This window comes from Streptomyces sp. NPDC048584 (assembly GCF_043199595.1).
Lineage (GTDB): Bacteria > Actinomycetota > Actinomycetes > Streptomycetales > Streptomycetaceae > Streptomyces > Streptomyces edwardsiae.
This window is the reverse complement of record NZ_JBICWF010000004.1, coordinates 153,036-179,055: the sequence shown is the minus strand read 5'-3', so window position 1 is coordinate 179,055 and position 26,020 is coordinate 153,036. Positions and strand designations below refer to the sequence as shown.

At 73.8% G+C, this 26,020-nt stretch carries 22 protein-coding genes and 1 riboswitch; of the genes, 7 read left to right on the top strand and 15 right to left on the bottom strand.

Going from position 1 to position 26,020, the window contains the following annotated elements:
* Positions 1 to 155: 155 nt before the first annotated feature.
* The 7 genes from ACGFR9_RS11200 to ACGFR9_RS11170 all read right to left on the bottom strand — a co-directional run bounded on the left by ACGFR9_RS11200 (position 156) and on the right by ACGFR9_RS11170 (position 8,325).
* Positions 156 to 995, bottom strand: a complete 840-nt coding sequence (locus ACGFR9_RS11200) for an ECF transporter S component (protein WP_393205653.1) — start codon at positions 993 to 995, stop codon at positions 156 to 158.
* The gene (locus ACGFR9_RS11195; protein WP_393205651.1) at positions 992 to 2,641 is read right to left on the bottom strand and encodes an ABC transporter ATP-binding protein; all 1,650 of its coding nucleotides are present in this window, start codon (positions 2,639 to 2,641) and stop codon (positions 992 to 994) included. The genes ACGFR9_RS11200 and ACGFR9_RS11195 overlap by 4 nt, the downstream gene beginning before the upstream one ends.
* A complete protein-coding gene (locus ACGFR9_RS11190; RefSeq protein WP_393206309.1) occupies positions 2,638 to 3,720 on the bottom strand; it encodes a CbiQ family ECF transporter T component in 1,083 nt (360 codons plus the stop codon). The genes ACGFR9_RS11195 and ACGFR9_RS11190 overlap by 4 nt, the downstream gene beginning before the upstream one ends.
* A 202-nt stretch (positions 3,721 to 3,922) precedes the next feature.
* Entirely contained in the window at positions 3,923 to 4,552 is a 630-nt protein-coding gene (locus tag ACGFR9_RS11185; RefSeq protein ID WP_393205648.1) for an SCO2322 family protein, read from the bottom strand.
* Complete coding sequence (locus ACGFR9_RS11180) at positions 4,549 to 5,751, bottom strand: prenyltransferase/squalene oxidase repeat-containing protein (protein WP_393205645.1); 1,203 nt, start codon at positions 5,749 to 5,751, stop codon at positions 4,549 to 4,551. Before ACGFR9_RS11180 ends, ACGFR9_RS11185 begins: the two co-directional genes overlap by 4 nt.
* Positions 5,752 to 5,860: 109 nt before the next feature.
* Positions 5,861 to 5,998: riboswitch (cobalamin riboswitch) on the bottom strand.
* Between the two features lie 76 nt (positions 5,999 to 6,074).
* Positions 6,075 to 7,472 (bottom strand): endo-1,4-beta-xylanase, encoded by a 1,398-nt coding sequence (locus ACGFR9_RS11175; protein WP_393205642.1) that lies wholly within the window; start codon positions 7,470 to 7,472, stop codon positions 6,075 to 6,077.
* Between the two features lie 229 nt (positions 7,473 to 7,701).
* Positions 7,702 to 8,325 (bottom strand): TetR family transcriptional regulator, encoded by a 624-nt coding sequence (locus tag ACGFR9_RS11170; RefSeq protein WP_393205639.1) that lies wholly within the window; start codon positions 8,323 to 8,325, stop codon positions 7,702 to 7,704.
* A gap of 205 nt (positions 8,326 to 8,530) precedes the next feature.
* On the opposite strand from ACGFR9_RS11170, the gene ACGFR9_RS11165 reads away from it, so the two are divergent.
* Genes ACGFR9_RS11165 through ACGFR9_RS11155 form a run of 3 tightly spaced genes read left to right on the top strand, consistent with a single transcriptional unit; the run spans position 8,531 to position 12,095 of the window.
* Positions 8,531 to 10,288: a glycosyltransferase family 4 protein gene (locus ACGFR9_RS11165; RefSeq protein ID WP_393205636.1), complete on the top strand. Its 1,758-nt coding sequence runs from the start codon at positions 8,531 to 8,533 to the stop codon at positions 10,286 to 10,288.
* Positions 10,282 to 11,022, top strand: coding sequence for a methyltransferase domain-containing protein (locus ACGFR9_RS11160; RefSeq protein ID WP_393205633.1), 741 nt, complete (start codon positions 10,282 to 10,284; stop codon positions 11,020 to 11,022). The genes ACGFR9_RS11165 and ACGFR9_RS11160 overlap by 7 nt, the downstream gene beginning before the upstream one ends.
* Complete coding sequence (locus ACGFR9_RS11155; protein WP_393205630.1) at positions 11,019 to 12,095, top strand: prenyltransferase; 1,077 nt, start codon at positions 11,019 to 11,021, stop codon at positions 12,093 to 12,095. Before ACGFR9_RS11160 ends, ACGFR9_RS11155 begins: the two co-directional genes overlap by 4 nt.
* Positions 12,096 to 12,215: 120 nt before the next feature.
* Here ACGFR9_RS11155 and ACGFR9_RS11150 read toward each other — a convergent pair whose 3' ends face one another.
* Positions 12,216 to 12,509, bottom strand: a complete 294-nt coding sequence (locus ACGFR9_RS11150) for a hypothetical protein (RefSeq protein WP_393205627.1) — start codon at positions 12,507 to 12,509, stop codon at positions 12,216 to 12,218.
* 62 nt (positions 12,510 to 12,571) lie between these two features.
* Positions 12,572 to 13,357, bottom strand: a complete 786-nt coding sequence (locus ACGFR9_RS11145) for a DUF2249 domain-containing protein (protein ID WP_393205624.1) — start codon at positions 13,355 to 13,357, stop codon at positions 12,572 to 12,574.
* A gap of 74 nt (positions 13,358 to 13,431) precedes the next feature.
* Between ACGFR9_RS11145 and ACGFR9_RS11140 the strand changes: the two genes are divergently transcribed.
* The 3 genes from ACGFR9_RS11140 to ACGFR9_RS11130 are packed head-to-tail and all read left to right on the top strand — an operon-like array spanning position 13,432 to position 18,358.
* Positions 13,432 to 14,544 carry a helix-turn-helix transcriptional regulator gene (locus ACGFR9_RS11140; RefSeq protein ID WP_393205621.1) on the top strand — a complete coding sequence of 371 codons (1,113 nt, stop codon included), beginning with the start codon at positions 13,432 to 13,434 and terminating at the stop codon, positions 14,542 to 14,544.
* Positions 14,541 to 15,674 carry a hypothetical protein gene (locus ACGFR9_RS11135; protein ID WP_393205618.1) on the top strand — a complete coding sequence of 378 codons (1,134 nt, stop codon included), beginning with the start codon at positions 14,541 to 14,543 and terminating at the stop codon, positions 15,672 to 15,674. The genes ACGFR9_RS11140 and ACGFR9_RS11135 overlap by 4 nt, the downstream gene beginning before the upstream one ends.
* Complete coding sequence (locus ACGFR9_RS11130) at positions 15,671 to 18,358, top strand: multicopper oxidase domain-containing protein (RefSeq protein WP_393205615.1); 2,688 nt, start codon at positions 15,671 to 15,673, stop codon at positions 18,356 to 18,358. The genes ACGFR9_RS11135 and ACGFR9_RS11130 overlap by 4 nt, the downstream gene beginning before the upstream one ends.
* Before the next feature lie 154 nt (positions 18,359 to 18,512).
* On the opposite strand, the gene ACGFR9_RS11125 is transcribed toward ACGFR9_RS11130, so the two are convergent.
* The 4 genes from ACGFR9_RS11125 to ACGFR9_RS11110 form a co-directional block, all read right to left on the bottom strand.
* Entirely contained in the window at positions 18,513 to 19,319 is an 807-nt protein-coding gene (locus ACGFR9_RS11125) for a hypothetical protein (RefSeq protein ID WP_393205612.1), read from the bottom strand.
* A 166-nt stretch (positions 19,320 to 19,485) separates the two neighbouring features.
* On the bottom strand, positions 19,486 to 20,430 hold the full coding sequence (locus tag ACGFR9_RS11120; RefSeq protein ID WP_393205609.1) for an N-acetylmuramoyl-L-alanine amidase: 945 nt from the start codon (positions 20,428 to 20,430) through the stop codon (positions 19,486 to 19,488).
* Between the two features lie 23 nt (positions 20,431 to 20,453).
* Positions 20,454 to 21,134 carry a class I SAM-dependent methyltransferase gene (locus ACGFR9_RS11115; RefSeq protein ID WP_393205607.1) on the bottom strand — a complete coding sequence of 227 codons (681 nt, stop codon included), beginning with the start codon at positions 21,132 to 21,134 and terminating at the stop codon, positions 20,454 to 20,456.
* Between the two features lie 53 nt (positions 21,135 to 21,187).
* Complete coding sequence (locus tag ACGFR9_RS11110) at positions 21,188 to 22,930, bottom strand: MFS transporter (RefSeq protein WP_393205604.1); 1,743 nt, start codon at positions 22,928 to 22,930, stop codon at positions 21,188 to 21,190.
* A gap of 603 nt (positions 22,931 to 23,533) precedes the next feature.
* On the opposite strand from ACGFR9_RS11110, the gene ACGFR9_RS11105 reads away from it, so the two are divergent.
* Positions 23,534 to 24,358 (top strand): MaoC/PaaZ C-terminal domain-containing protein, encoded by an 825-nt coding sequence (locus ACGFR9_RS11105; RefSeq protein ID WP_393205602.1) that lies wholly within the window; start codon positions 23,534 to 23,536, stop codon positions 24,356 to 24,358.
* A gap of 70 nt (positions 24,359 to 24,428) precedes the next feature.
* Here ACGFR9_RS11105 and ACGFR9_RS11100 read toward each other — a convergent pair whose 3' ends face one another.
* On the bottom strand, positions 24,429 to 24,596 hold the full coding sequence (locus tag ACGFR9_RS11100) for a hypothetical protein (RefSeq protein WP_393205599.1): 168 nt from the start codon (positions 24,594 to 24,596) through the stop codon (positions 24,429 to 24,431).
* Between the two features lie 97 nt (positions 24,597 to 24,693).
* Positions 24,694 to 25,911, bottom strand: coding sequence for a hypothetical protein (locus tag ACGFR9_RS11095; protein ID WP_393205596.1), 1,218 nt, complete (start codon positions 25,909 to 25,911; stop codon positions 24,694 to 24,696).
* Positions 25,912 to 26,020 lie beyond the last annotated feature (109 nt).

Genomic DNA, 26,020 nt, shown 5'->3' with positions numbered 1-26,020 from the left:
GCAAAGGTCCCCTTTACTACCGAAGGCCGGAGAGGAGTCGATTCGCCGGCCGGGGAGCCCCGCCCGGCCCCGCGCGTCGCTACGGTGCCGGGTCGTATGTGACGCGGGCCATGTGGGCCGGCTCACCGGGGCGGTCGCGAGGGGTGCGTACGGGACTACTCAGGGGTGTCCTCGAACGTGACCGGCGCCTCGAACGCGGCCCTGCGGGTGGCGCGACGGAGGGCCTTGAGGAGGGCGGTGCCCAGGGTGAGGGTGAGGGCGACCGTGACCAGGGCCCGGCCCAGGTCCCAGCCCAGGGACGTCGCCAGGCAGTAGGCGACGAAGCGGGCCAGGTTGGCGGGGAGCGACGCCTCGGCGGAGAAGGAGATGTTCGAGGCCAGCGCGGACATGAAGGGCCAGCCCGCCATGTTCATCACCGTGCCGTACGCGAAGGCCGCCAGGAAGCCGTACAGGGCGAGCATCCAGACCTCGGGGCGGCCCCGCAGACGGTCGGCGCCCGGCAGGAAGCCCGCGCCCATGGTGAACCAGCCCATCGCCAGCATCTGGAACGGCAGCCACGGCCCGACGCCCCCCGTGAGCAGGGCGGACGCGAACATCGTCACCGAGCCGAGGACGAAGCCGAAACCCGGTCCGAGCACCCGGCCGCTGAGCACCATGAGGAAGAACATGGGCTCCAGGCCGGCCGTCCCCGCGCCGATGGGACGCAGGGCGGCGCCCGTGGCGGCGAGGACACCGAGCATCGCCACCGCCTTCGGGCCCAGACCCGACTCCGAGATCGTCGCCGCGACGACCGCCACCAGGAGGACCAGCAGGCCCGCGAAGAGCCAGGGGGCGTCCTGGGCGTGCGCGTTCAGGGTGGAGTCGGGCGGGGCGAGAAAAGGCCAGCCGAAACCGGCCACGCCCACCGCGCTGACCAGCGTCAGGGCCAGCCAGGAGCGGGGGCCCAGACGGATGGCACGGACCCGGCGGCCGGTGCGGGTGGTGAGCGTCGTCATCGCAGCGCCTCCCGGACCTGGGAGACCGTGAGCCAGTGCTGCGGGGCGAGGATCTTCGCCACCTGCGGGGCGAAGGACGGGGACGCCACGACGACCTCGGCCGCCGGTCCGTCCGCGATCACCTCGCCCTCCGCGATCAGGACCACCCGGTGGGCGAGCTCCGCCGCCAGTTCCACGTCGTGCGTGGCCATGACGATCGCGTGGCCCTCGGCGGCCAGGCCGCGCAGGATCGTCACCAGACGGGCCTTCGCCGCGTAGTCCAGGCCGCGCGTCGGCTCGTCGAGGAGGAGCAGGGGCGGGCGCGCGGTGAGGACGACCGCCAGGGCCAGGGTCAGGCGCTGGCCCTCGGACAGATCCCGGGGGTGGATGTCGTCGGCCACCGAGGGGAGCAGCTCCGACAGCAGCGCACGGCAGGTGCCCGGCTCGGCGCCCGCGTCCTCGTCGGCGGCCGCGCACTCCGCCGCGACCGTGTCGGCGTACAGGAGGTCGCGCGGTTCCTGCGGGACCAGGCCTACACGGCGCACCAGGTCCCGGGGGCGGGTGCGGTGCGGGACCGCGTCGCCGGTACGGACCGAGCCGGAGGTGGGGGCGACCAGGCCGACGAGGGTGCTGAGCAGGGTCGACTTCCCGGCGCCGTTGCGGCCCATGAGGGCGATCGTCTCGCCGGGGCCGACGGTCAGGTCGATATGGCGCAGGGCCTGGACGCGGTCCCGGCGGACCGCGAGGGCGCGGACCTCGGCGACATGGGCGGAGGCGGCGGGCTTCCCGCGCGGGAACAGGCGGCGGGGGGCGGGGGCCGGTGGCGCGGGTTCCCGGGCGGGTGGCTGCCGGTCGGCGAGGCGGTCGCGCAGCGGGCCCGCCCTGCGGCGGGCGTCCCGGACCGTCAGGGGCAGGGGGGACCAGTCGGCGAGGCGGCCCAGGCCCACCACCGGGGGGTGGACGGGGGACACCGCCATCACCTCCGCCGGGGTGCCGAGGAGCGGCGGCTCGCCGGGGCCGGGGAGGAGGGCGACCTGGTCGGCGTACTGGATGACGCGTTCCAGCCGGTGCTCGGCCATGAGGACGGTGGTGCCCAGGTCGTGGACCAGGCGCTGGAGGACCGCCAGGACCTCCTCGGCGGCCGCCGGGTCGAGTGCGGAGGTCGGTTCGTCCAGGACCAGGACCCGGGGGTGCGGGGTGAGGACCGAGCCGATCGCGACGCGCTGTCGCTGACCGCCGGAGAGGGTGGCGATGGGGCGGTCGCGGAGATCGGAGAGACCGAGAAGGTCGAGGGTCTCCTCGACCCTGCGGCGCATCACGGCCGGGGGGACGCCCAACGACTCCATGCCGTAGGCGAGTTCGTCCTCCACCGTGTCCGTCACGAAGTGCGAGAGCGGATCCTGGCCCACCGTCCCCACGACATCGGCGAGTTCGCGCGGCTTGTGGGTACGGGTGTCACGGCCGGCGACGGTGACCCTGCCGCGCAGGGTGCCGCCGGTGAAGTGCGGGACCAGTCCGCTCACCGCGCCCAGCACCGTCGACTTGCCCACGCCGGACGGGCCGACGAGCAGCACCAGTTCACCCTCGGGGACCTCGAAGTCGACGCCCCGCACGGCGGGTTCGGGTGCGTCGTCGTAGGTCACCGACACGTTCTCGAAGCGGATCACGTCGTCGGCTCCTTGCGGGTGTCCGTGCGCCCGGGTTCGGGGGCGGGGGTGATGAAGGCGGGGAGCAGCCCGATGAGCACGGCCGCCGCCGGCCACAGGGGGAGGGTGGGGGCGACCAGCGGGACCACACCGGGGTGCAGGGCGGCAGGATCGCGGGAGGCGGCGAGCGTGAGGAGGGCGGCCACGGCCGCTCCGGAGGCGGTGACCAGCCAGGCTCTCAGGTCCCAGGGGTCCGGGCGGTAGCGGGTGCGCAGGGTGCGGCGGCCGCCCAGCCGGAGGCCGGCGAGGGCGGCGGCCACTCCGGTGAGGAGGACCGGGAGGCCGTAGGTGCCGCCCTCGGCGGTGAGCAGTCCGTAGGTGCCGGCGCACACGCCCAGCAGCCCGCCGAGGGTGAGGGCGGCGGTCGTACGGCGGATGGCGGGAGGTACCCGGGCGGTACGGCCGTATCCCCGCGCGTCCATCGCGGCGGCGAGGGACACCGAGCGTTCCAACGCGCCCTCCAGGACGGGGAGTCCGACCTGGAGCAGGCCACGTACGCCCTTGTCCGGGCGGCCTCTCAGACGGCGGGCGGCGCGCAGGCGGCGGACGTCGGCGATGAGGTGGGGGGCGAAGGTGAGGGCGACCACTACGGCCACGCCCAGTTCGTACAGGGCGCCGGGCAGGGATTTGAGGAGGCGGGAGGGGTTGGCGAGGGCGTTGGCCGCGCCTACGCAGATGAGGAGGGTGGCCAGGCGGAGGGCGTCGTAGAGGGCGAAGGTGAGGGCCTCCGCGGTGACCTTCCCGCCCAGGCGGATGCCTTGGGCCCAGTGGGGGAGGGGGAGTTCGGGGAGGGTCAGCAGGGTGTGCGTGCCGGGGATGGGGGAGCCGAGGACGATCGCGAAGGCCAGGCGGATCAGGATGACCGCCAGGGCGAGTTTGAGGAATGCTCCGTAGGAGCGGGACCAGGGGGTCGGGGGGCGGCGGGTCGCCACCACGTACGCGGAGACGGTGATGAGGAGGGTGAGGAGGAGGGGGTTGGTGGTGCGGGTGGCCGCGGTGCCGAGGGAAAGGGACCAGAGCCACCAGGCACCGGGGTGCAGTTGGGAGGTGCGGCGCTGTCGGGGCTGGGCGGGGGGTGTCGCGCGGCCCGGCGTTCGCGGGTTGCCTCCCCCACTCTCGGCTGCGCTCGAGCGGGGGGACCCCCATCGCCCACCCGTGCCGCTCTGGGGGTACCTCCCAGGCCGTTTCAGGCACTGGGGGAGGCACGATTGCCCGCGGTCGGGCGGGCATGGTTGCCCGTTCTTACGAGGCACGGCGGCGGGTCTGCCAGAGGGCGGCGGCTCCCAGCAGGGCCACTGCGGCGATACCGGCCAGCAGGCCTACTGAGGGGCCCGAGTCGGTCTCCTTCTGCGCGGGAGCCGGGGACTCCTCCGTGGAGACCTGGTCTCCGCAGCCCTTCTTCGGGTAGCCCGCTATCGCGCAGAGCAGGGCGTTGGTGTCGTAGCGGAGGGGTTTGGCCACCGCGGCCAGGGCGTCGGCCGTGGTGGCGTCCTCCGGGACCTGCGCGCAGGCCGTGCGGGAGGGCGGTGGGGTTTCGCCCGAGGGGGCGTCCTGCGGGGTACCGAAGTCGATGACCAGGGCCACGCGTTTGCTGCCGTCGGCCGGCGGGGTCTTCGCGCAGATCGTGGCGAAGTCGGCGGTGCCGCGTGGCTTCGCCGCGTCGGACGAGTCCTCGCTCACGGAGAAGCGGAAGCCGTGGACATCGCCGTCGGCCGGGCGGGCGAGGGACGGGCCCTGGGTGGCGTACGTCCAGGCCGAACCGTCCTGCTCCCAGAACGACCAGTACCGGTAGCCGGTGGCGCCCGCCGGGCCGGCGCCTGCCAGCAGGGGCAGGAGCGCGGCCAGGAACAGGACGGCGGCCCGGCGGATCACGGCCGCTGCTTCTTGCGGCCGCTGATCAGGAAGCCGATGCCGATACCGGCGACCAGGCAGACACCGACGAACCACCAGACACCGAGACCGGAGTCGGACTCCTCGTCCTTCTGCTCGTCCGCCTTCGCCTCCGTGGCCTTCCCGGCGGCGGGTCCCGTCGCGCCGAGCCGCTTCACCAGGTCCGTGCCGCCGAAGTCGCGCGGGTCGGCGCCGGTCGCGTGGGCCGCGAAGATCAGCTGTGCGTAGGCGGCGGGGCCGCTCTGCGCCGCCCAGTCGGCGGCGTTCTTCTCCAGCCAGGACAGCGACTTCGCCGCCTGCTCCCCGGAGCCCTGCGCGGCGAGCGCGACCACCGCGTCGGCGGTGTTGCCGAAGTCGGGCTGGTCCTCCGCGCCGGCCAGGGCGGAGGTCAGGTGGCCGTCCTCGGCGAGGGCGTCCGTGAGGTAGGCGGCACCGTTGGCGGCGGCCTGCTCCGGGGTGCCGGGCTTCTCGCAGGACGACGCCTCGCCCTTGCCGGGCCCGGCGGCCAGGCCCGCGCCCAGCGCGCCGAGCACGCCCGCCGCCGTCGCGTCCGCGTTGGCGACGAGGCCGCCCTTCTTGTCCGGCTGGAAGGCGAAGGCGCCCGCGCCGTCGCCCTCGCAGGGCAGCGCCAGCGTCAGCAGGGCGTCGTAGGGGGACTTGCCGTCCTTCTTCACCTCGGCGGGCCGGTCACCGGCCGCCGCGAGCGCGCCGACGACGACGGAGGTGGAGTTGGTGTCGCTGGCCCCGCCCGCCGTGTAGCCCCAGCCGCCGTCCTTGTTCTGTACGGACTTCAGCCAGCCGACCGCCTTCTTCGTGACGTCGTCGTGCCCGCCGAGCGCGGCGAGGGCCTGGACGGCGGCGGCGGTCTGGTTGGTGTCGGCCATCGTCTTCGCGCCGCACGCCTCGGCGGTGTCGGCGCGGTACGGGGCGAAGGAGCCGTCGGCGCACTGCTGGCCGGTGAGCCAGTCGACGGCGGCCTTCGACGGCTCGACGTCCACCGTGTGCTGGGCGAGCAGGGCCAGCGACTGGCGCCAGACGCCGTCGTACTGGGGGTCGGTGTCGCCGTACAGGGCGGACGGAAGCGCCTGTGACGGGGACGGGGACGTGTCGGCGGCGGCCGGAGTGGCGGCGCCGATCGCGACGACGGCGGCCAGGACCGCTGCGCTGCGGCGAACATTCATGATCGGCGGGTGCCTCTCCCTGAAAGAGGCCGGGCAGCGCGGGACACCCCGGCGGCTCGGCCCCGTATACCTCGACGGTGCCCGTGCGCCGGCGGGCCGCCGGGCACGTGAGCCGGTCACAAACCGTGCGGGGCAGTCCGGCTCACCGCCTGGTGGGCGGCTTACGGTTGCGGGTCAGCGCCGGAATTGCACCGGCTTCCCCCCGTACGGGTGATGACGACGCCGACACTCTACCCGCCCGTAGGGAAGGGGCCGGGGGGTGCCCGTGCAAGTCGGGCCCGCACCCCTGGGCGGGGGTGCGGGCCCGGGTGGGGGGTGGCGGGTCAGGAGGCCGTGCAGGCGCCGACCTGCGGTGCGGGTGTGGTGCCTCCGTTCACGGTGAAGCCGAAGCTGGTGGACGCTCCGGGCGCCAGGGAACCGTTCCAGGTGGAGCGGACGGTCATGACGCCGCCGTTCGTGGAGGGTGAGCCGTTCCACACGGAGACGACCTGCTGGGAGGAGGCGATGGTGAGGTTCACGCTCCAGCCGCTGATCGCCGTACTGCCGGCCGTGATCGTCACCTTGCCGTTGTAGCCGCCGCTCCACTGCTCCGCCGTGGTGTAGGTGGCGGTGCAGGCGCCCGGTTCACCGGGCTCGCCGGGCTCCTCCGGGTCCTCGCCGGGGGTGCCGCCGAGGGCGCTCAGGGCCGCGTCGTACGCGGGCTTCTTGTTGTAGTCGTCGTCGAACAGCAGCGGGGTGCCGCTGGAGCGCCACGAGTACTTGTCCGGGATGCCCCACACCGTGATGCCGGTGCAGCGGGACACCGCGAGACAGGCCCGTACGACATTGCCGTAGTTGGTGGCCTGGGCCTGGCCCGAGCCCTCGATGTCCAGCTCGGTGATCTGCACGTCGACGCCGAGGTCGGCGAAGCGCTGCAGATTGGCCCGGTAGTCGGACGGGACGGGGGAGTTGGGGTTGAAGTGGGACTGGAAGCCGACGCAGTCGATGGGCACACCGCGGGACGTGAAGTCCTTGACCATGTTGTAGACGGCATTGCTCTTCGCGTTGACGCCGTCGGTGTTGTAGTCGTTGTAACAGAGCTTGGCCGCCGGGTCGGTGGCGCGGGCCGTGCGGAAGGCCTCCTCGATGAAGCCGTCGCCGAGCCTGTCCTGGAAGGGCGAACTGCGCCGGGCGCCGCTGCCGCCGTCCTGGAACGCCTCGTTGACCACGTCCCAGGAGTGGATGTCTCCCTTGTAGTGGGTCATGACCTGGGTGATGTGGTTGTTCATCGCCGACCGGAGGTCGCTCGCGCCCAACCCGGAGACCCAGCCCGGCAGTTGGGAGTGCCAGACCAGGGTGTGGCCGCGGACCTTCATGCCCTGGCCCTGGGCGTGGTCCACGATCTGGTCGGCGCGGCTGAAGCTGAAGGAGCCGCGGTTCGGCTCGACGGCGTCCCACTTCATCTCGTTCTCGGGCGTCACCGAGTTGAACTCGCGGTCCAGGGTGGCGGCGTACTGCGCCTCGCCGAGGTGGTTCGCGGCGACGGCGGCACCGAAGTAGCGGCCCTGCTCGGCCGCCGCCGCGCCCAGGGTGCCGGCGGCGTGGGCGGTGGTCTGGGGGAGCGCCGCGAGCGCGGTGACGGTGAGCAGGGCGGTGGTGGTGGCGCCGAGGGCGGCGCGCAGCCGGCCGCGTGCGGGGGTGCTGCCGCCCCCGCCTCTCGTTCTCGTTCGCTTTCTGATCATGCGCATGACATCCCTTCTCCGGTGGGGTCCCGTGCTGCCACGGGTGGACGGGAGTGCTGCCGTACGGTCGAACGAAAGTTTCGGACTCGGCTCCGAATTTCTGCGGTGACGATACGGCGCAGGGAGGGAGCGGTCAATCGTTCACGCAGGACGTGACGCGGCGGGGGGTCGAGTGTTGCGGGTGGGGTGGTGTGCCGCCAGCGTTAACGGAAGGATTTCGAAAGTTTCGCTAGTGGTGATGCGGGGCTGTGAGGTCCATCAGCCGGCACACCGTCTCTATGTCGGTCTTCACCTGGGCGATGGAGGCGCGGCCCGAGAGCCAGGTGATCAGGGCCGAGTGCCAGGTGTGCTCGATGACCCGGACGGCCGCGAGCTGCTCGGGGGTGGGGTCGGTGAGCTCCATGGCGTCCAGGATGATCAGCGTGGTCTGCCGGGAGACCTGGTCGACCTCCGGGCTCACGCTGCGGTCCGCGAAGGTCAGGGCCCGCACCATCGCGTCGGCGAGATGCGGCTCGCGCTGGAGTGCGCGGAAGGCCCGCATCAGGGTCTCCGCGACCCGCTCGGCCGGGGTGTCACCGGCCGGGGGCCTCTTGCGGAGCGTGCCGTGCAGCGTCTCCAGCTGGTCCTGCATGGTGGCGACCAGCAGGTGGATCTTGGAGGGGAAGTACCGGTACAGCGTGCCGAGCGCCACCTGTGAGGACTCCGCGACCTCGCGCATCTGCACCGCGTCGAAGCCGCCCCGGCCGGCCAGTTGCGCGGACGCCCGCAGGATGCGGCGCCGGCGTGCCTCCTGACGCTCGGTGAGCGGTGAGGCCGGGCCGGTGGTGCGCGTGGTGCCGGCTTCCGAGGGCATCGGTCCCGTCCGTGACAGTCGGTGAGGGTGGATGATCGGACAGCATGGCATGCCGTCCGTCGTGGCGTGAATCACCTGATCCACTGCTGCCAGTACCCCTACCTGCCGGTAGATTCGGATCCTCCGAACGATCAACTCTGAAACTTGTTCTAGATCAGCTCCCGGCGTAATGTCGCGGGACCGTGCAGGGAGAAGGGGGCCCAGAGTGACCGCTGAGGCCAGTCAGGCCGGGCCCTCGCAGGGGCCCGCATCCGACGGCTTGCGACCGCTCCGCATCGCACTCCTCACCTACAAGGGAAACCCGTTCTGCGGCGGCCAGGGCGTGTACGTCCGCCACCTCTCCCGCGAACTCGCCCGCCTCGGACATCGTGTCGAGGTCATCGGCGCGCAGCCGTATCCGGTCCTGGACGTGGTCGAGGGCGAGGACCGCGAGGGCCCCGCCCTCACCGAACTGCCGAGCCTCGACCTCTACCGCCAGCCCGACCCCTTCCGTACGCCCGGCCGCGGCGAGTACCGGGACTGGATCGACGCGCTGGAGGTCGGCACGATGTGGACCGGCGGCTTCCCCGAGCCGCTGACGTTCTCCCTGCGCGCCCGCCGCCATCTGCGCGCCCGCCGCGGTGACTTCGACGTCGTCCACGACAACCAGACCCTCGGCTACGGCCTCCTCGGCGACCTCGGCGCCCCGCTGGTGACGACGGTCCATCACCCCATCACCGTCGACCGGCGGCTGGAACTGGACGCCGCCGAGAGCTGGCAGCGGCGGTACTCGGTGCGGCGCTGGTACGCGTTCACGCGCATGCAGAAGCGGGTGGCCCGCCGGCTGCCGTCCGTGCTCACCGTCTCCGGCAGCTCCCGGCAGGAGATCGTCGCCGATCTCGGCGTACGGCGGGACCGGGTCCACGTCGTCCATATCGGCGCCGACACCGGCCTGTTCTCCCCCGATCCGTCGGTGCCGGTCGTACCGGGCCGGATCGTGACCACGTCCAGCGCGGACGTGCCGCTGAAGGGGCTGGTCTTCCTCGTCGAGGCGCTGGCGAAGGTGCGGGCGGAGCAGCCCGACGCGCACCTCGTCGTGGTCGGCAAGCGGCCCGTGGAGGGGCCGGTCGCGCAGGCGATGGAGCGCTACGGCCTCGAGGGCGCCGTCGAGTTCGTCAAGGGCATCTCGGACGCCGAACTGGTCGACCTGGTGCGGTCGGCGCAGGTCGCGTGCGTGCCGTCGCTGTACGAGGGGTTCTCGCTGCCGGCCGCCGAGGCCATGGCGACGGGCACCCCGCTGGTCGCGACGACCGGCGGCGCGATCCCCGAGGTCGCGGGCCGCGACGGCGAGACATGCCTCGCCGTACCCCCCGGCGACCCGTCCGCCCTGGCCTCGGCCCTGACCCGCCTCCTCACCGACCCGGACCTCCGCACCCGCCTGGGCGCGGCCGGCCGCGACCGCGTCCTGCGCCACTTCACCTGGGCGCGCGCGGCGGAGGGCACGGTGGCGCATTACCGGGAGGCGATGGCGCGAGCCGGCTCCGCACCGGGCCACGACACCGGGACCGCCCGCCGGGGCGCTGACACCGGCGCCGCCCGGCCCGCGGCCACGCCTTCGCGCGGCCCCGGGCCACAGGGCGCGGACGCCGCACCGTCCGACACGGACGACCGCCCGGCGGCCCAGGTCTCTGGCCGCTCCGTGCCGGAAGGCGTCGGCCGGGTGGCGCACGAGGCGTCCGGGCGCGCGGCGTCGGGGGTGGGCGATCGCGCCGGTGCCGGGGTCACGGACCGTTCCGTGTCCGAGGCGTCCGGCCGCCCGACGGCTCAGGTCGCCGGTCGTGCGGCGCGGGCCGGCGGTCGTGCCGACGCCGTCGACCGTTCCGCGGCCTCCGACCGCCCCGCGGCCGTGCTCCCGACCGCCGGGTCCGTGGGTGCGGCCGATTCCTCCGACCGTTCCGATTGTGAAAGCAGGGCCACGTGCTGACCGTCGACTTCTCCCGGTTCCCGCTCGCGCCGGGTGACCGTGTTCTGGACCTCGGATGCGGGGCCGGGCGGCACGCGTTCGAGTGTTACCGGCGCGGTGCGCAGGTCGTGGCGCTGGACCAGAACGGCGAGGAGATCCGCGAGGTCGCCAAGTGGTTCGCGGCGATGAAGGAGGCCGGGGAGGCGCCCGCCGGGGCCACCGCCACCGCCATGGAGGGCGACGCCCTCGCCCTGCCCTTCCCCGACGAGTCCTTCGACGTCGTCATCATCTCCGAGGTGATGGAGCACATCCCCGACGACAAGGGCGTCCTCGCCGAGATGGTGCGCGTGCTCAAGCCCGGTGGCCGGATCGCCATCACCGTCCCGCGCTACGGCCCGGAGAAGGTGTGCTGGACCCTGTCCGACGCTTACCACGAGGTCGAGGGCGGCCACATCCGCATCTACAGGGCGGACGAACTCCTCGCCAAGATCCGCGGGGCGGGCCTGCGCCCGTACGGCAGCCATCACGCGCACGCGCTGCACTCGCCGTACTGGTGGCTGAAGTGCGCGTTCGGCGTGGACAACGACAAGGCCCTGCCGGTCCGGGCCTACCACAAGCTGCTGGTCTGGGACATCATGAAGAAGCCGCTGGCCACCCGGGTGGCCGAGCAGGCGCTGAACCCGCTGATCGGCAAGAGCTTCGTGGCGTACGCGACCAAGCCCCACCTCCCGCGCGCCGAGGCGGATGCCACGTGACCACACCCCGGACCGAACACCTCGTCCTGCCCGGGGTGTTCACGGCCGGTGAGGCCGCCGCGACCGTCGCCGGCATTCTCGCCGTGCAGCGCAGCGACGGGGCGATCCCGTGGTTCCGGGGGCACCACCTCGACCCGTGGGACCACGTCGAGGCCGCGATGGCGCTGGACTCGGCGGGCGAGCACGAGGCGGCCGAGCGGGCCTATCTGTGGCTGGCCCGGCACCAGTTGACGGACGGCTCCTGGTACGCCGCCTACGCCGACGGCGACCCGCTCGACGTCACCGACCGGGGCCGGGAGACCAACTTCGTCGCCTACATCGCCGTAGGCGTCTGGCACCACTACCTCTCCACCGGCGACGACACGTTCCTGGACCGCATGTGGCCGGTCGTCTACGCGGCGGTGGAGTTCGTCCTGCGGCTGCAGCAGGCCGGCGGGCAGATCGGCTGGCGGCGCGACGACGACGGCACGCCCACCGGGGACGCGCTGCTCACCGGCTCCTCCTCCGTCCACCATGCGCTGCGCTGCGCGCTCGCCATCGCCGACCAGCGCGAAGAGCCGCAGCCGGACTGGGAGTTGGCGGTGGGCGCGCTGCGGCACGCGATCCGGCACCACCCGGAGCGGTTCCTCGACAAGGACCGTTACTCGATGGACTGGTACTACCCGGTGCTCGGCGGCGCGCTCACCGGCGCGGAGGCCAAGGCCCGTATCGAGGAGGGCTGGGACCGGTTCGTGGTCCCCGGACTCGGGGTGCGCTGTGTGGTGCCCAACCCCTGGGTGACCGGCGGGGAGTCGGCCGAACTCGCCCTGGCGCTCTGGGCGATGGGCGAGTCCGACCGTGCGCTGGAGGTGCTCCAGTCCATCCAGCATCTGCGCGATCCGGGGACCGGCCTGTACTGGACGGGCTACGTCTTCGACGACGACGCCGTCTGGCCGCGCGAGCTGACGAGTTGGACGGCCGGCTCACTGCTGCTGGCGGTCGCCGCGCTCGGCGGCCACGAGGCGACCTGCGCGGTCTTCGGCGGCGAGCACCTGCCCAGGGGGCTGGACCCGGACTGCTGCGCCCTCGCCTGAGCCGGTGGGTGCAGGTAGTCGGGGGCTGGTCGCGCAGTTCCCCGCGCCCCTTTGGGTGGGTCCACTGGGCCTACGCAAAGGAGCGCGGGGAACCACGAACTACCCCGCACCCGCCGGGACTCAGTGGCGGCGCAGCCGCCCTGCCACGGCGTGGCCGATGAACAGATAGACGACCGCGGCGAGCCCGTAGCCGAAGACCACCCGCGCCCACGCCTCGTCGAAGGTGAACAGGTCACGCGACCAGCCTGCCAGCCAGTTGGCCGCATTGTGGACGAACTGCACCAGGTCGTTGGCCCGGTTGGCGTCCAGCAGATACATCAGAATCCACAGTCCGAGGATGACGGCCATGATGTCCGCGATCACCGCGACGACCGTCCCCGCAGAGGTGTAGTTGGAGCGATATCGAGGGGACATGCTTTCCGTCTGGCCCCGGACGCCCGGTTGAAACCCGTAACGTCCGGGATCCGCCGGGAAGTTCAGCGGTGGGTGAGCAGCAGGCGCCACGCCTTTGGGCCGCGCTCCTGGTACTCCACCGAGAAGGCACCGGGGTGCCGGTCCTCGATCTGCCGCAGCAGCGGCAGCGGGTCGTGCGGTGCAACGAGCACCATGGCCTGCCCGGCCGGTACGGCCGCGAGCGCGCCGAAGACCGTGGCGTGCCGCAGGGAGTGCGGGACCTCCCGGACGTCGAGTTCGGGCACGTCGGTGTCGTCCGACCCGCCGCAGCCGCAGGTGCCGCCGCAGCCGCCGCCCTCACCGGACGCGGCCTCCCCGTCCTCGCCGCCGCCGAGCAGTTCGTGCATACCGCCCAGCAGTCCGGCCAGTGAGACGTCCGGGGCGCCGGCGAGCAGCGGCAGGATCAGGCCGTTCTCCTTCTCCACATGCTCCTCGAACAGCACCTGCAGCGCCCGCGCGTCCGCGGCCGTCCGCGCCGCGGGACCGGCCGCGCGCAACGCGTCGACGAGCGCGCCGATCCTGCGGTGCTCGGCGAGCATGCCGTCGACGAGGAGCCGGGCGCCGGGCAGTTCGCGGGCGACGGGGTAGAGGGTGCTCTCCTCGGCGGTGGCGTGCGGCAGCAGGTCCCGGTCGCAGAAGGCGACCAGTCCCGAGCGGATCCCGTCGGCCGTGGCCGGGTCCTTCTCCGCCGCCGTCACCAGCATGGTGACCCGCCCGGCCAGCTCACCGGCCAGCTGTGTGTGATGCGCCTCCACGGCATCGGCGGCGGTCGCGTCCTCGGGGTCCGTGGCGATGGTCAGAGTGCTCATGAGGGGACGTCCTCCCAGCGGTCGACAGCCCGTCCCCGGTCGGTTCAGGGCCTTGCCTGCAATATAGTACGGACATGACCGTGGAAAATAACGGCCCGCTCCCCGGCAGCGGATCGAACCGGGTGCCGCTGTCCCGGCAGCGGCGCGGTGTCCTGCAGTACCTGCGCGGCCAGGCCGCCCCCGTGACCGCCGGCGCGCTCGCCAAGGTGTGCGCGCTGCACGTCAACACCGTCCGTGAGCATCTGGACGCCCTGGTGGACGACGGCCTGGCGGTACGGGAGCGGTCCGCGCCCGCCGGACGCGGCCGCCCGGCGTGGCGCTACCGGGCCCGCTCACCGCAGGAGTCGCCCGCGCGGGAGTACGCGGGACTGGCCGCCGTACTCGCCGCGCGGATCGCCCGTACCAGCGCGGACCCGCGCGGGGACGCGCTCGCGGCGGGCGAGGAGTGGGGGCGCGTCCTGACCTCCGGCCGGGAGGCCGCCCCGGACCCCCGGGAGGCCCGCGAACGCCTTCTGGACCTCCTCGGGGAGATCGGCTTCGCCCCCGAGGCGGACCCGGAGTCACGCCGGGTCCGCCTGCCACGCTGCCCGTTCGTGGAGACCGCCCGCGAACACCCCGGCGTCATCTGCGGCGTCCACGAGGGCCTGGCCCGAGCGGCCCTGAACTCCTTGGGCAAAACCCCCCAGAACATCGAACTCCTCCCCTTCGCCACCCCGGACGCCTGCCTCCTCCATCTCGGCACCGCCGAGATGGAGAACACGGGGGCGGATGTTCCCGGGTGGGACGCCCCCGGGCCGGACGCCCCCAGGTCGGACGCTTCCGGGCCGGACGCCTTCAGGTCGGACGCTTCCGGGTCGGACGCCTTCAGGTCGGACGCTTCCGGGTCGGATGTTCCTGGGCCGGACGCCCTCAGGTCGGACGCTTCCGGGTCGGATGCCCTCAGGTCGGATGCTTCCGGGTCGGACGCTCCTGGGCCGGACGCCCTCAGGTCGGATGCTTCCGGGTCGGACGCTCCTGGGCCGGACGCCCTCAGGTCGGATGCTTCCGGGTCGGACGCCCTCAGGTCGGATGCTTTTGGGTCGGATGTTCTTGGGCCGGACGCCCCCGGGCCGCAGGGCGCTGATCCGCAGGGCGCTGATCCGCACGGCGCTGATCCGCGCGGCGCCGGGCCGGGGGAGGCCCGGTGACCGTCGATGCCGCCCGCCGTGCGGGCGCCCGCCGCGCGCCCCTGCTGCTGGCCGCCGGCGTCTGTCTGCTCGCCGGGCTCGATGCCGCCCTGCTGCTGCTCGGGCTGCCCGCCCCCGTCACCGGTGACCGCCTCCCGCAGGTGCACGGCGTCCTCCTGGTCCTCGGGTTCGTCGGGACGCTCGTGGCACTGGAACGGGCCGTCGCCCTCGGCGGGCGTTGGCCCCAACTGGCCCCCGCAGCGCTCGGCGCCGGGGGCCTGCTGCTGCTCAGCCCCCTCGATCCCGCCGTTCCCCGGCTGCTGCTGGTCGCCGGGACCGCCGTACTCGTCGCCCTGTACACGCGCTTCTGGCGGCGGCAGCCGAGTGCGGCCCTCGTCGCGCAGGCCGCCGGGGCCGTGTCGGGGCTCGGGGCGGCGCTGCTGTGGCTGGGCGGGCTCGACGTGCCGCGGCTGCTGCCCTGGCTGGCCGCGTTCCTCGTGCTGACCATCGCGGGCGAGCGGCTGGAACTCGCCCGGGTGGCCCTCCTCGCACCCCGCGCCGAACCCGCCTTCCTGGCCTGCGTCGGCGCCGTCGCCACCGGTGTCGTCGCCACCCTGATGTGGCCGGCCACGGGCACCCTGCTGCTCGGCGCCGCCCTGCTCGCGCTGGTCGCCTGGCTCGTCGTGCACGACGTCGCCCGCCGGCTGCTGCGCTCCACGGGCCTGCCCCGCTTCTCCGCCGCCTGCCTGCTCGCCGGATACGCGTGGCTCGGCCTCGCCGGAGCACTGTGGCTGCTGGGCGGCCCGGTGGCCGAGGGGAGCCGGTACGACGCCGTCGTGCACGCCGTCTTCCTCGGCTTCGTGATGTCGATGATCATGGCGCACGCCCCCGTCATCCTGCCCGCCGTACTGCGCCGCCCGCTGCCCTACCACCCCGGCCTCGCACTGGCCGCCTGGCTGCTGCACGGCTCCCTCGCCCTGCGCGTCATCGTCGGGGACCTGCGGGAGATCCGGGGCGCGTGGCAGCTCGGCGGGGTGCTCAACATCACCGCCGTACTGCTCTTCCTCCTGACGGCGGCGACCGCCTCCGTGGCGGCCACGCGACGCCGTTCCCCCGACCCCGCCCCCGCCGACCCGAGGAACACCCGGTGACCACGCAGCTGTCCTCCCCCACCGCGAGCGGCCCCGCCCCGAAGCCGCCGGGACGCTCCCCGCGCGCGCTGTGGCATCTGGGCGTGAACGCGATCGTGGTGGCCTGGCTCGCGCTGTTCGCCGTGGTCGGGAGCGCCCACCACTTCCTGCCGCACGCCTTCTGGCTGCTCGTCCACACCCTGCTGCTCGGCGCGGTCACCAACGCCGTCGTCATCTGGTCGGGTCACTTCGCCGCGTCCGTACTGCGGCTCCCGGAGGCGAACCGGGGTGCCCCCGCCGCGTTGCGGCTGGTCTGTCTGAACGCCGGTGCCGTCGCCGTCATCGGCGGCATGTACACCGGCCGGTGGCCCGTGGTCCTCGTCGGCGCGGGCCTCGTCGCGGCCGCCGTCACCGCCCACGCCGTATGGCTCGTACGGCTGTCGAGGCGGGCGCTGCCCGGCCGGTTCACCATGACCGTGCGCTACTACACAGCCGCCGCCGCACTGCTCCCCGCCGGTGCCGCGCTGGGCGTCGTCATGGCCCGCGGCACCCTCGGCGGTGACCTGCCCGAACGCCTGCTGCTCGCCCACGAGATGATCAACCTGCTCGGCTGGGTCGGCCTCACCGTCGCCGGAACGCTGATCACGCTGTGGCCGACGATGCTGCGCACCCGCGTCGCGGACGGCGCGGAACGGGCCGGACGCCGCGCCCTCCCGGTCCTGCTCGCCGGCCTCGGCGCGGCCGTCGCCGCCGCCCTGCTCGGCCCCCCGCCGCTGGCCGCCCCCGGCGTCGTCGCCTACGCCGCCGGGCTCGTGGTCGCCGGCGTCCCCTGGGTACGCGAGGCCCGCGCGAAGACCCCGCGGTCCTTCGCCGCCTGGTCGGTGGCCGCGGGCAGCCTCTGGCTCGCCGGGTCCCTGCTGCTCCTGGCCGGCATCCTCCTCACCACGACGTCCTGGATCACGGTGGGGGAGCGCACCTCGCTGCTCACCGCACCGCTCGCCGCCGGCTGGATCGCCCAGGTACTGCTCGGCGCGCTCGGTTTCCTCGTCCCCGTGGTCCTCGGCGGCGGCCCCACCGCCGTACGCGCCGCCACCGCCGGACTCGAACGGGCCTGGCCCGCCCGGCTGACCGTCACCAACGCCGCGCTGCTGCTCTGCGTCCTGCCGGTGCCGTCCGTGGTCCGGGTGGTCTGCTCCGTCCTGCTGCTGGTGACGCTGCTGTACTTCCTCGTCCTGCTGCTGCTCACGGTCGTACGGGGCCTGCGCGGCCGCCGCGGGGGGACGGCCGGGCCGGAACCCGCCGAGGCGCGCCCGCACCGCGTCCTCGGCGGCGTGGCCCTCGGGCTCGCCGTGGTGATGCTGGCCGTCGCGGGCGGCGGCGCGGCGGACGTCCGGTCGCTGCCGATCCTGGAACGGTCCGCCGCCACGAACGCGGACGGCGGCGAGGTCACGCCCACCGGCCGTACGACCACGGTCGAGGTGACGGTACGGAACATGCGCTTCTCCCCGGCCTCCGTCGACGTGCCCGACGGTGACCGGCTGGTGGTCGAGCTGCACAACACCGGCACCGACACCCATGACCTGGTCCTGGAGACCGGCGCCCGCACCGACCGCATCGCCCCCGGGAAGCGGGCCACGCTGGACGCGGGCGTCGTCGGCCGGGACCTGGAGGGCTGGTGCTCGGTGGTCGGGCACCGGCAGATGGGCATGGTCTTCGGCGTACGGGTCACCGGCGCCGGCACCGCGGCCGCCCCGCGGGACGACCCACGGGACGACGCGACCGCGCACGACCACCACGCCACCGGGTCCGAGGGTACGGGCGGCTCCGCCGCCGACGCCTTCGACCCGATGGCCGCACCCGCCGACGGCTTCACCGCCCGAGACGCCCGACTGCCGTCCGCCGAGGGCCGGGTGCACCAGCGCACCCTCACCGTGAAGGAGGCCGGGGCCGAAGTCGCCCCCGGCGTACGGCAGACGCTGTGGACCTTCGACGGAACGGCCCCCGGCCCCGTACTGCGCGGCCGGGTCGGCGACACCTTCGAGATCACCCTCGTCAACGACGGCACCATCGGCCACTCCGTCGACTTCCACGCCGGATCGCTCGCGCCGGACGAGCCGATGCGCACCATCCGGCCCGGCGAGTCACTGACGTACCGCTTCAAGGCCACCCGCAGCGGGGTGTGGATGTACCACTGCTCGACCATGCCGATGTCCCTGCACATCGCCAACGGCATGTTCGGCGCCGTCGTCGTCGACCCGCCCGGCCTGCCGGGCGTGGACCGCGAATACCTGCTGGTGCAGTCGGAGTTCTACCTCGGCGAGCAGAACGGCACCGCCGACCCCGCGAAGGTGAACGCCAAGGAGCCCGACATGGTCGCCTTCAACGGCTACGCCAACCAGTACGACCACGACCCGCTGACGGCGAGGACCGGCGAACGCGTACGGATCTGGGTGCTGACGGCCGGACCGAACATGCCGAGCGCCTTCCACGTCGTGGGCGGCCAGTTCGACACCGTGTTCCGCGAGGGCGCCTACGATCTGCGGCCGGGCGGCGCGGAACACGGCGGCGCGCAGATCCTCGATCTCGCCCCCGCGTCGGGCGGGTTCGTCGAGCTGACCCTGCCCGAGGCCGGCGACTACCCGTTCGTCACGCACATCATGAGCGACGCGGAACGCGGTGCGCACGGCATCCTGCGCGTGCGCTGACCGGGGCCGGACGGCCCTCCCCGGCTGCCCCGACGGACCCGGGTGCCCGTCGGGGCACCGCCTCCGGACGGGCCGGACCGCGTCCGGCGGTACGACAACGGCCCCCCGCCCGCGGGGGCGAGGGGCCGTGACGAAGGGCCGGGGCCGTGCGCGGTCAGCCGCGCTGGATGCCCGAGGTGTCCTGAAGGACGCCGCGACGGCCGTCCTGGGTCTGCGCGACGAGCGACGGACCGCGCTGCTCGACCGCCAGGTACCAGGTACCCGGGGCCAGTTCGGCGATCGGCGTGGACGAGCCGTCCTCCGGGAACAGCGGCCGGGGCACCGGCACGGCGAACCAGAACGGCGAGAAGTCCCCGGCCGGGGGCGCGGCCGGCTGGCCGCCCGGGAACGGCTGCTGCCCCGGCGCCGGCTGACCGCCGAACGCGGCGGGCTGCTGCGCACCCGGGTAGCCGTAACCGGCGGGCGGCTGCGCGCCGTACGGCTGCGGGGCCGCGGGACCGGCGGGCGGGAGGAGGGCGGCCTTGAGGGCGGGGACCAGGGGGGTCGCCACCGCGGCGGCGGCCATGATCAGCGTGGCGACGAGGGCCAGGATCAGCCCCGTACCGGCGTCGGGGCCGTCACCGCTGCCCTCGAAGTTGTCGGCACCGCCGGCCACGTCGAAGATGTTGCCCAGCGCGCTCCAGGCGGCGAACACCGTGAAGGCGATGCCGAACTGGCCCAGGTCGAGCCCCGCGACCTTCGGCACCTGGGGCAGACCACGGGTGATGACGATGAGCGCGGCGCCGATGATGCCCGCCAGCACCACTCCGAGCAGAACCGGCCCGCTGGCCCACAGGCTGGGGAAGTCGAGGCTGTCGGGTGCGCCGTCGGCGGAGTAGAGGTCGAGGAACGACGCGATGAACAGCAACACCGCTGCTCCGATCACCACGCCGTCGCCTCGAGTGAGGGAGCGGATATTCACTTCAGGTCCTTCGCAGGTCGGTAGGTCGTCTCGTCGTCGGAAGAGGCGTCGCTGTCACCATGTCGCCCGAAGGCCCCGGTGTGAAGCGCGGGGGTGGCCCCTCATCGTCCGGAAAACACTACCGTCCGCGAGATGGGGCTGTCCGCCCGGATCAACGCGCTGATCCCTACCCGCGCAGGAAACTCACGATTCCGTCGGAAATCCCTTGCGCCGCTTTCTGCCGCCAGGCACCGCTGGTCAGCAGTGCCGCGTCCTTGCTATCGCGCATGTTGCCGCACTCGATGAACACCTTGGGAACCGTTGACAGATTGAGACCGCCCAGGTCCTTACGCGTGACGAGACCGGTACCGCCGCCGATGTAGTTGGAGGGCGCGCTGCCCGTCACCCGGACGAAGTCGCCCGCGATACGGGCGCCGAGATCGGCGGACGGTTCGACGATGGCGCGGGTGTCCGCGCCCCCGGCGTCGACGGCGCCGGGAAGGATGACGTGGAAACCGCGGTTGCCGGTGCCCGAGCCGTCCGCGTGGATCGAGACGACGGCGTCGGCCCCCGCCTTGTTGCCGATCCGCGCCCGCTCGTCCACGCACGGCCCGAACGGCCGGTCCTCGTCCTGCGTCAACTTCACGGTGGCGCCCCGCTTCTCGAGCAGGGCGCGCATCCGGTGCGCGACGTCCAGGGTGAACTCGGCCTCGGCGTAACCGTCGTTGGTGGACGTGCCGGTGGTGTCGCACTCCTTGCGGTTCGTGCCGATGTCGACCTGGCGGTTGATCTCGGCGGTGTGCTCGAAGTTGGTCGGATTGTGCCCCGGATCGATGACGACGACCTTGCCCTCGAGCGTCCCGGCCGCGGCGGGGGGCTTGGCCGTGGAGGAGGCGGTCGGCTTCCCGTCCCCGGCGCTCCCGGAGGGTGCCGCCGCCGACGTACGGGGTGAGGCGGTGGCGGAGGCGGTGGGGGTCCCGGCCGCCTCGCCGTCCCCGGACCCGCCCACGGCGGCGTACACCGCCCAGCCGAGCAGCGCCCCGGGCACCAGCGCGGCCAGCGCCACGGTCAGGGGCCCGCGCCGGGACCGTCGGGGCTGGGGCGGTTCGAATCCGGGACCTGTGTACGACACGCAGCCACCCTAACGTCGAGGGCTCAGAGCCCAGGACCCGTCCGCCGCAGCACCCGCAGCGAACCCTTCGCCGAGACCTCCGTGAAGGCGCCGGAGGCGAGCGCGCGGAGGTAGACGCGGTAGGGGGCCTGGCCGGTGAACTCGTCCACCGGGTCCGGGAAGACGTCGTGGATGACGAGGAGGCCGCCCTCGGCGAGATGCGGGGCCCAGCCCTCGTAGTCGGCGGTGGCGTGCTCGTCGGTGTGGCCGCCGTCGACGAAGACGAACGCGATCGGGGTCCCCCACAGGGCGGCGACGCGCGGGGAGCGGCCGACCAGGGCGACCACATGGTCCTCCAGGCCCGCCCGGTGCAGGGTGCGGCGGAAGGCGGGGAGCGTGTCCATCACCCCCAGTTCGGGGTCGACCGTCTCCGGGTCGTGGTAGTCCCAGCCAGGCTGCTGCTCCTCGCTGCCGCGGTGGTGGTCCACGGTGAGCGCGGTGACACCGGCCGCGCGGGCCGCGTCGGCGAGCAGGATCGTGGAGCGGCCGCAGTAGCTGCCGATCTCCAGCAGCGGCAGCCCCAGCCGGCCGGCCTCACTCGCCGCCGCGTACAGGGCCAGGCCCTCGTCCACGGGCATGAAGCCCTTCGCCGCCTCGAAGGCGGCCAGGATCGCGGGCGCGGGAGTCGTCTCTTGCGAGGCCGTACGTGTCTGCACGGACCCCATGCTGCCGTACCCCCGCCGGGCCGGCCGACAGGGGGTACCACGGGGTAACGGGGTCAGGCGGTGACCGTCTCGCCCGGCAGGGACAGGTCCAGGCCGATCTGCCGTTCCCCGCCGTCGTGCAGGGCCGGGGAGGCGAGCGGGGCGTGGCCGGTGGCGCGGGCGGCCAGGACGTACGGCCCCCGCGCCGGGACGGCGAGGGCGTACGTGCCGTCGCCGGCGGAGACGGTGGCACCCGCCCGGCGGCCGTGCCGGTCGATCAGGGTGACCCTGGCGCGGGCCACCGGCGCACCGGCCGCGTCCAGCACCCGGCCCCGGAAACCGCGCCCGCTCAGCACGGCCTCCGCGCGCTCCAGGTTGGCGTCCTCCTCACTGCCGGCCCGCAGCCGCGGGTGCTCCGAGGGGCGCCGGCCGGGCAGGAACAGGGCCAGGACGAGGCCGACGGCCACCGCGGCCGTCGCGATCAGGAACGAGATCCGGAAGCCGTGCGGGGTGGGGAGCTCCGCCCCGCCCACGGTGTCCGCCGTGTTCGCCAGCACCATGCCGATGACGGCGCTCGACACCGACGTACCGATGGAACGCATCAGCGTGTTGAGGCCGTTCGCCGCGCCCGTCTCCGAGGCGGGCACCGCTCCGATGATCAGCGCGGGGAGGGAGGAGTAGGCGAGGCCGATGCCCGCGCCGAGGATCACCGAGGTGACGACGGTCTGCCAGACGGCGTCCATCAGGCCGAGGCCGCCGCCGTAACCGGCCGCGATGATCAGCATGCCGAGGATGAGGGTGGTCTTCGGGCCGTACCGGGCGGAGAGACGGGCGTAGACGGGGGCGGTGAACATCATCGTCAGGCCCAGCGGGGCCACGCACAGGCCCGCGACGACCATCGACTGGCCGAGCCCGTGCCCCGGCGGCAGCTGGAGCAGCTGGGGGAGGACCAGGGAGACGACGAAGAAGGAGACACCGATCATGATCGACGCGAGGTTGGTGAGCAGGACCTCGCGGCGGGCGGTGGTGCGCAGGTCGACCAGGGGCGCGGCCACGCGCAGCTCCATCAGGCCCCACAGGAGCAGGACGACGACCGCCGCGCCGAGCAGGCCGAGCGTGGTGCCGGAGGTCCAGCCCCAGTCGCTGCCCTTGGAGACGGGGAGCAGGAACAGCACCAGCCCGGCGGACAGGCCGATCGCGCCCGGCAGGTCGAAGGTGCCCTTGGCGCGTACGGGGGACTCCGGTACGACGGTCAGGGTGAGCGCGATGGCTATGACGCCGAGGCCGGCGGCGCCGTAGTAGAGGGAGTGCCAGTCGGAGTGCTGGGCGACCAGGGCGGCGGCGGGCAGGGCGAGGCCGCCGCCGACGCCTATGGAGGAGCTCATCAGGGCCATCGCCGAGCCGAGGCGCTCGCGGGGCAGCATGTCGCGCATCAGGCCGATGCCGAGGGGGATGGCGCCCATCGCCACGCCCTGGAGGGTGCGGCCGGTGATCATCAGGAGCAGGTCGTTGGTGAACGCGCTGATCAGCGCGCCGACGACCATGATCGCGAGGCTGAGGACCAGCATGCGGCGCTTGCCGTGGAGGTCGCCGAGGCGGCCCATGATCGGGGTGGCGACCGCGCCGGACAGGAGGGTGGAGGTGAGGACCCAGGTGGCGTCGGAGGGGGCGGTGTCGAGGAGTCGCGGCAGGTCCTTGATGACCGGCACCAGCAGGGTCTGCATCACCGCGACGACGATGCCCGCGAAGGCGAGCACGGGGACCACGGCGGTCCCGCCCGGTCTGCCGTGGGGGCGGTCGGGTGTCGTCTGCGTCATGAAGGCTGCCTCCGGGGGCGGGCTGTTTCGGGATACGTGCATCTCGAACCCCGTAAACCAAGGCAACTATTCCAATGCTTCGCCCCCCTAACAATTCCTTGACCATCCCTTGGCCGTACCCGCACCCGCGCAACCCGCGCAGCGGCGGGCAGTCGTGCCCCTGGGGCGATGGGGGAGGGTGGGCGCAGCGGCACCCCCTTCCAGCGGGGCGAGCGCACTCCCACCCCCGTCCAGCAGTTGCCCGGGGTGACGGCTGAGCGGGGGGAGTCGCGCGGCCCGGCGCTCACGGGGTGCCGTCGCGCCCACCCGTGCCGCCCTGCGGCACGCCTGCCCGCGGATCGGCGGAGTGTGGCATGCCTGCGCGCGGATCGGCGGAATGCGGCGCGCCTGCGCGCGGATCGGCGGAACGCGGCATGCCTGCGCGCGGACGGGCGGCGGCGACGCGACATGCCTGCGCGCGGATCGGCGGAATGCGGCGCGCCTGTCCGCGGATCGGCGGAGTGCGACACGCCTGCGCGCGGACGGGTGGCGGCGACGCGGAGTCGTGAGCGTTGGTGCCCGGCAGACTGCCGGAGAGGCACCCGCCCCGATGACAGGAGCCCCATGCCCATCGACCCCCGCACAGCACTCACCGCAGCCCCGCTGGTCGGTGACATCGCCTGGACGGACGAAGACGTCCGGGTCTATCACCGCGGCATCGGCGCCCGCCCCGACCACCCCCACCCCGTCCCCACCTTCGCCACCACCGCCGGCCCCCACGCCCCCGGCGTCACCCGCGCCCTCACCCTCCCCGGCATCGACGTCGACCTCGCCCACGTCCTGCACGGCGCCCAGTCCCTCACCCTGCACCGCCGCCCGCTCCCGCCCGCCGGCACCGCCACCACCACCGCCCGCATCACCGCCGTACACGACAAGGCCAAAGCCGCCGTCCTCGTCATGCGCACCGAGGCCGCCGACACCCACGGCCCCCTGTGGACGGACGAGGCACACATCTACGTACGCGGCGAGGGCGGCTGGGGCGGAGACCGGGGCCCGTCCGCACGGCAAGAGCCCCCCACCACACCCCCCGACCACACCCTCGACCGCCCCACCCGCGAGGACCAGGCCCTCCTCTACCGCCTCTCCGGCGACGACAACCCCCTCCACACCGACCACGACTTCGCCGTCCGCGCCGGTTTCGACCGCCCCGTCCTGCACGGCCTGTGCACCTACGGCATGACCCTCGAAGCGGTCGTGGACACCCTCCTCGACGGCGACGTCACCCGGGTCCGCTCCTACACCACCCGGTTCGCCGGAATCGCCCACCCGGGCGAGACGCTCCGCATCAGGATGTGGCGCCACGACCCCCGCACCGTCCACGTGACGGTGGGCGCCGCGGACCGTGACGACGCCCCCGTCCTCTCCGCCACCACGGTCGAACACGACTGAGCCGGACCCCGGTCGTCGCAGAGGACGACCGGAGCCCGGCTCATGAAGAGGAACCGCGCCTGACGTGACGTCAGGCAGCCGACTCCCTGTACTCGCCCGCCTGTTCCGGCCTGCGGTGCCGCCCGCGCGGAGACGCTTCCGCGTCCCGCGTGGAGACCGACCCCCGGTGCTTGCCGTGTCCGGCAGTGGCCTGCCCGCTCTCGGCGGACTGCGGCTCGTTCGTGATGACGTCGTTCATCGGAAGGAATTCACCCCGTAAACATGATCTTTCCTACAGCCGGGTGAGTCTAACCGGCCCCCCACCGCCCGCATCCAGGCGACCACGCCGACCGCCACTACTTCGTTACAAGCCGCCCCAGAGGCGCCTGCTGCAAGGGCACGGGACGAGGGAAACCGCCGTGCCCGAAGTGCAGGGAGAGCGGCCCCTCGGCCGAGGGCAGCGCACCGGACGCCCCGCCCCCCTCGGGCTCACCCGCCCCCGAAGCCGCCCGCACGTCCAGCCCCGCCCGCCGCCGCTCCTGCCCCGGCGCCCGCAGCCCGGCCACCCCGCACGGCACGGCTCCCGTGGCGTACGGCAGCCGCAGCACCCCGTCCGCCGTCCACAGCCCCGTACCGGCCAGCCACCCCGCCGGTGCCGGGAAGTGGTGCACCTTCCGCTCCGCGGGCCGCCACACCCCGACCCAGCTCCCGGCCGGGCCGTCGACCCGCAGTGCCACCGCGCACTGCTCCGGTGTCAGCATCTGACCCGGCTGGATCGCGAACGGCGTGACCACGCGGTCCGTGGGCCGCAGGCACTCCGGGAACCGCACCGGCAGCGTGCTGCCCAGCACCCCCCAGCCCAGCCGCTCCCGCCCGGGCGACGGCGCGTCCGAGCCCACCAGCAGCAGTCCGCTGTCGGGGTCGGCGAGCAGCACCCGGTCGTCGCTGTCGGGGGCGATCTGCAGCAGCGGGGACATCTCGCCGCCGCGCTCCAGGTCCACCACGACCGCCTTGGTGCGCCCGCCCGCCTCCCGGTCCAGGGCGAGCATCCGCCCGTCCCGGTCCAGCCATGCCCCGCCCGAGCAGTGCCCCGGCACCTCCGCGACCTGCTGCGGCCCGGGCGGGCCGCCCGCGACCAGCCACACCGCGGTCGACCGCCGGCCCACCGCGAGCGCGTACGCCCGCCGGCCGCCCGGCGAGGGCGGCAGCAGCCGCAGCCGGGTGTCCTCGTCCGGGCACTCGACCGTGCCCAGCGGCAGCTCACCGGTGCCGGGGCCGGTCGGGTACAGCAGGGAGAACGCGTGCCGTGCGGCCATCGGCCGGTGGATGAGGACCCGCCCGTCGCTCAGGGGCTGCACCTCGGTGCCGGGTTCCTCGGGCTGGTTGCCGGGCAGCGGCACCGCGTAGGGCTCGGGGCCGTCGAGCGTCCAGCGCTCCGGGAAGAGGGAGTCGCCGGCGCGGGTGAGGCGTGCGGCGTAGGCGCCGTCGGCGGTAATGGCGCAGGCCGCCCCGCCGCCCGCCCGTCCGGCTCCGTCCTCGTGTCCCGTCACAGGTTCGATGGCACAGACCGTCATCGTTCGGTCACCTCCGGTGATGAACGTAGGTCGCGCACGCGCAGGCGGCGGAGCGGTGGGCCCGCACTTCACACGTACGGGTACTCCAGGAACGATTCTGCTGAGGGAG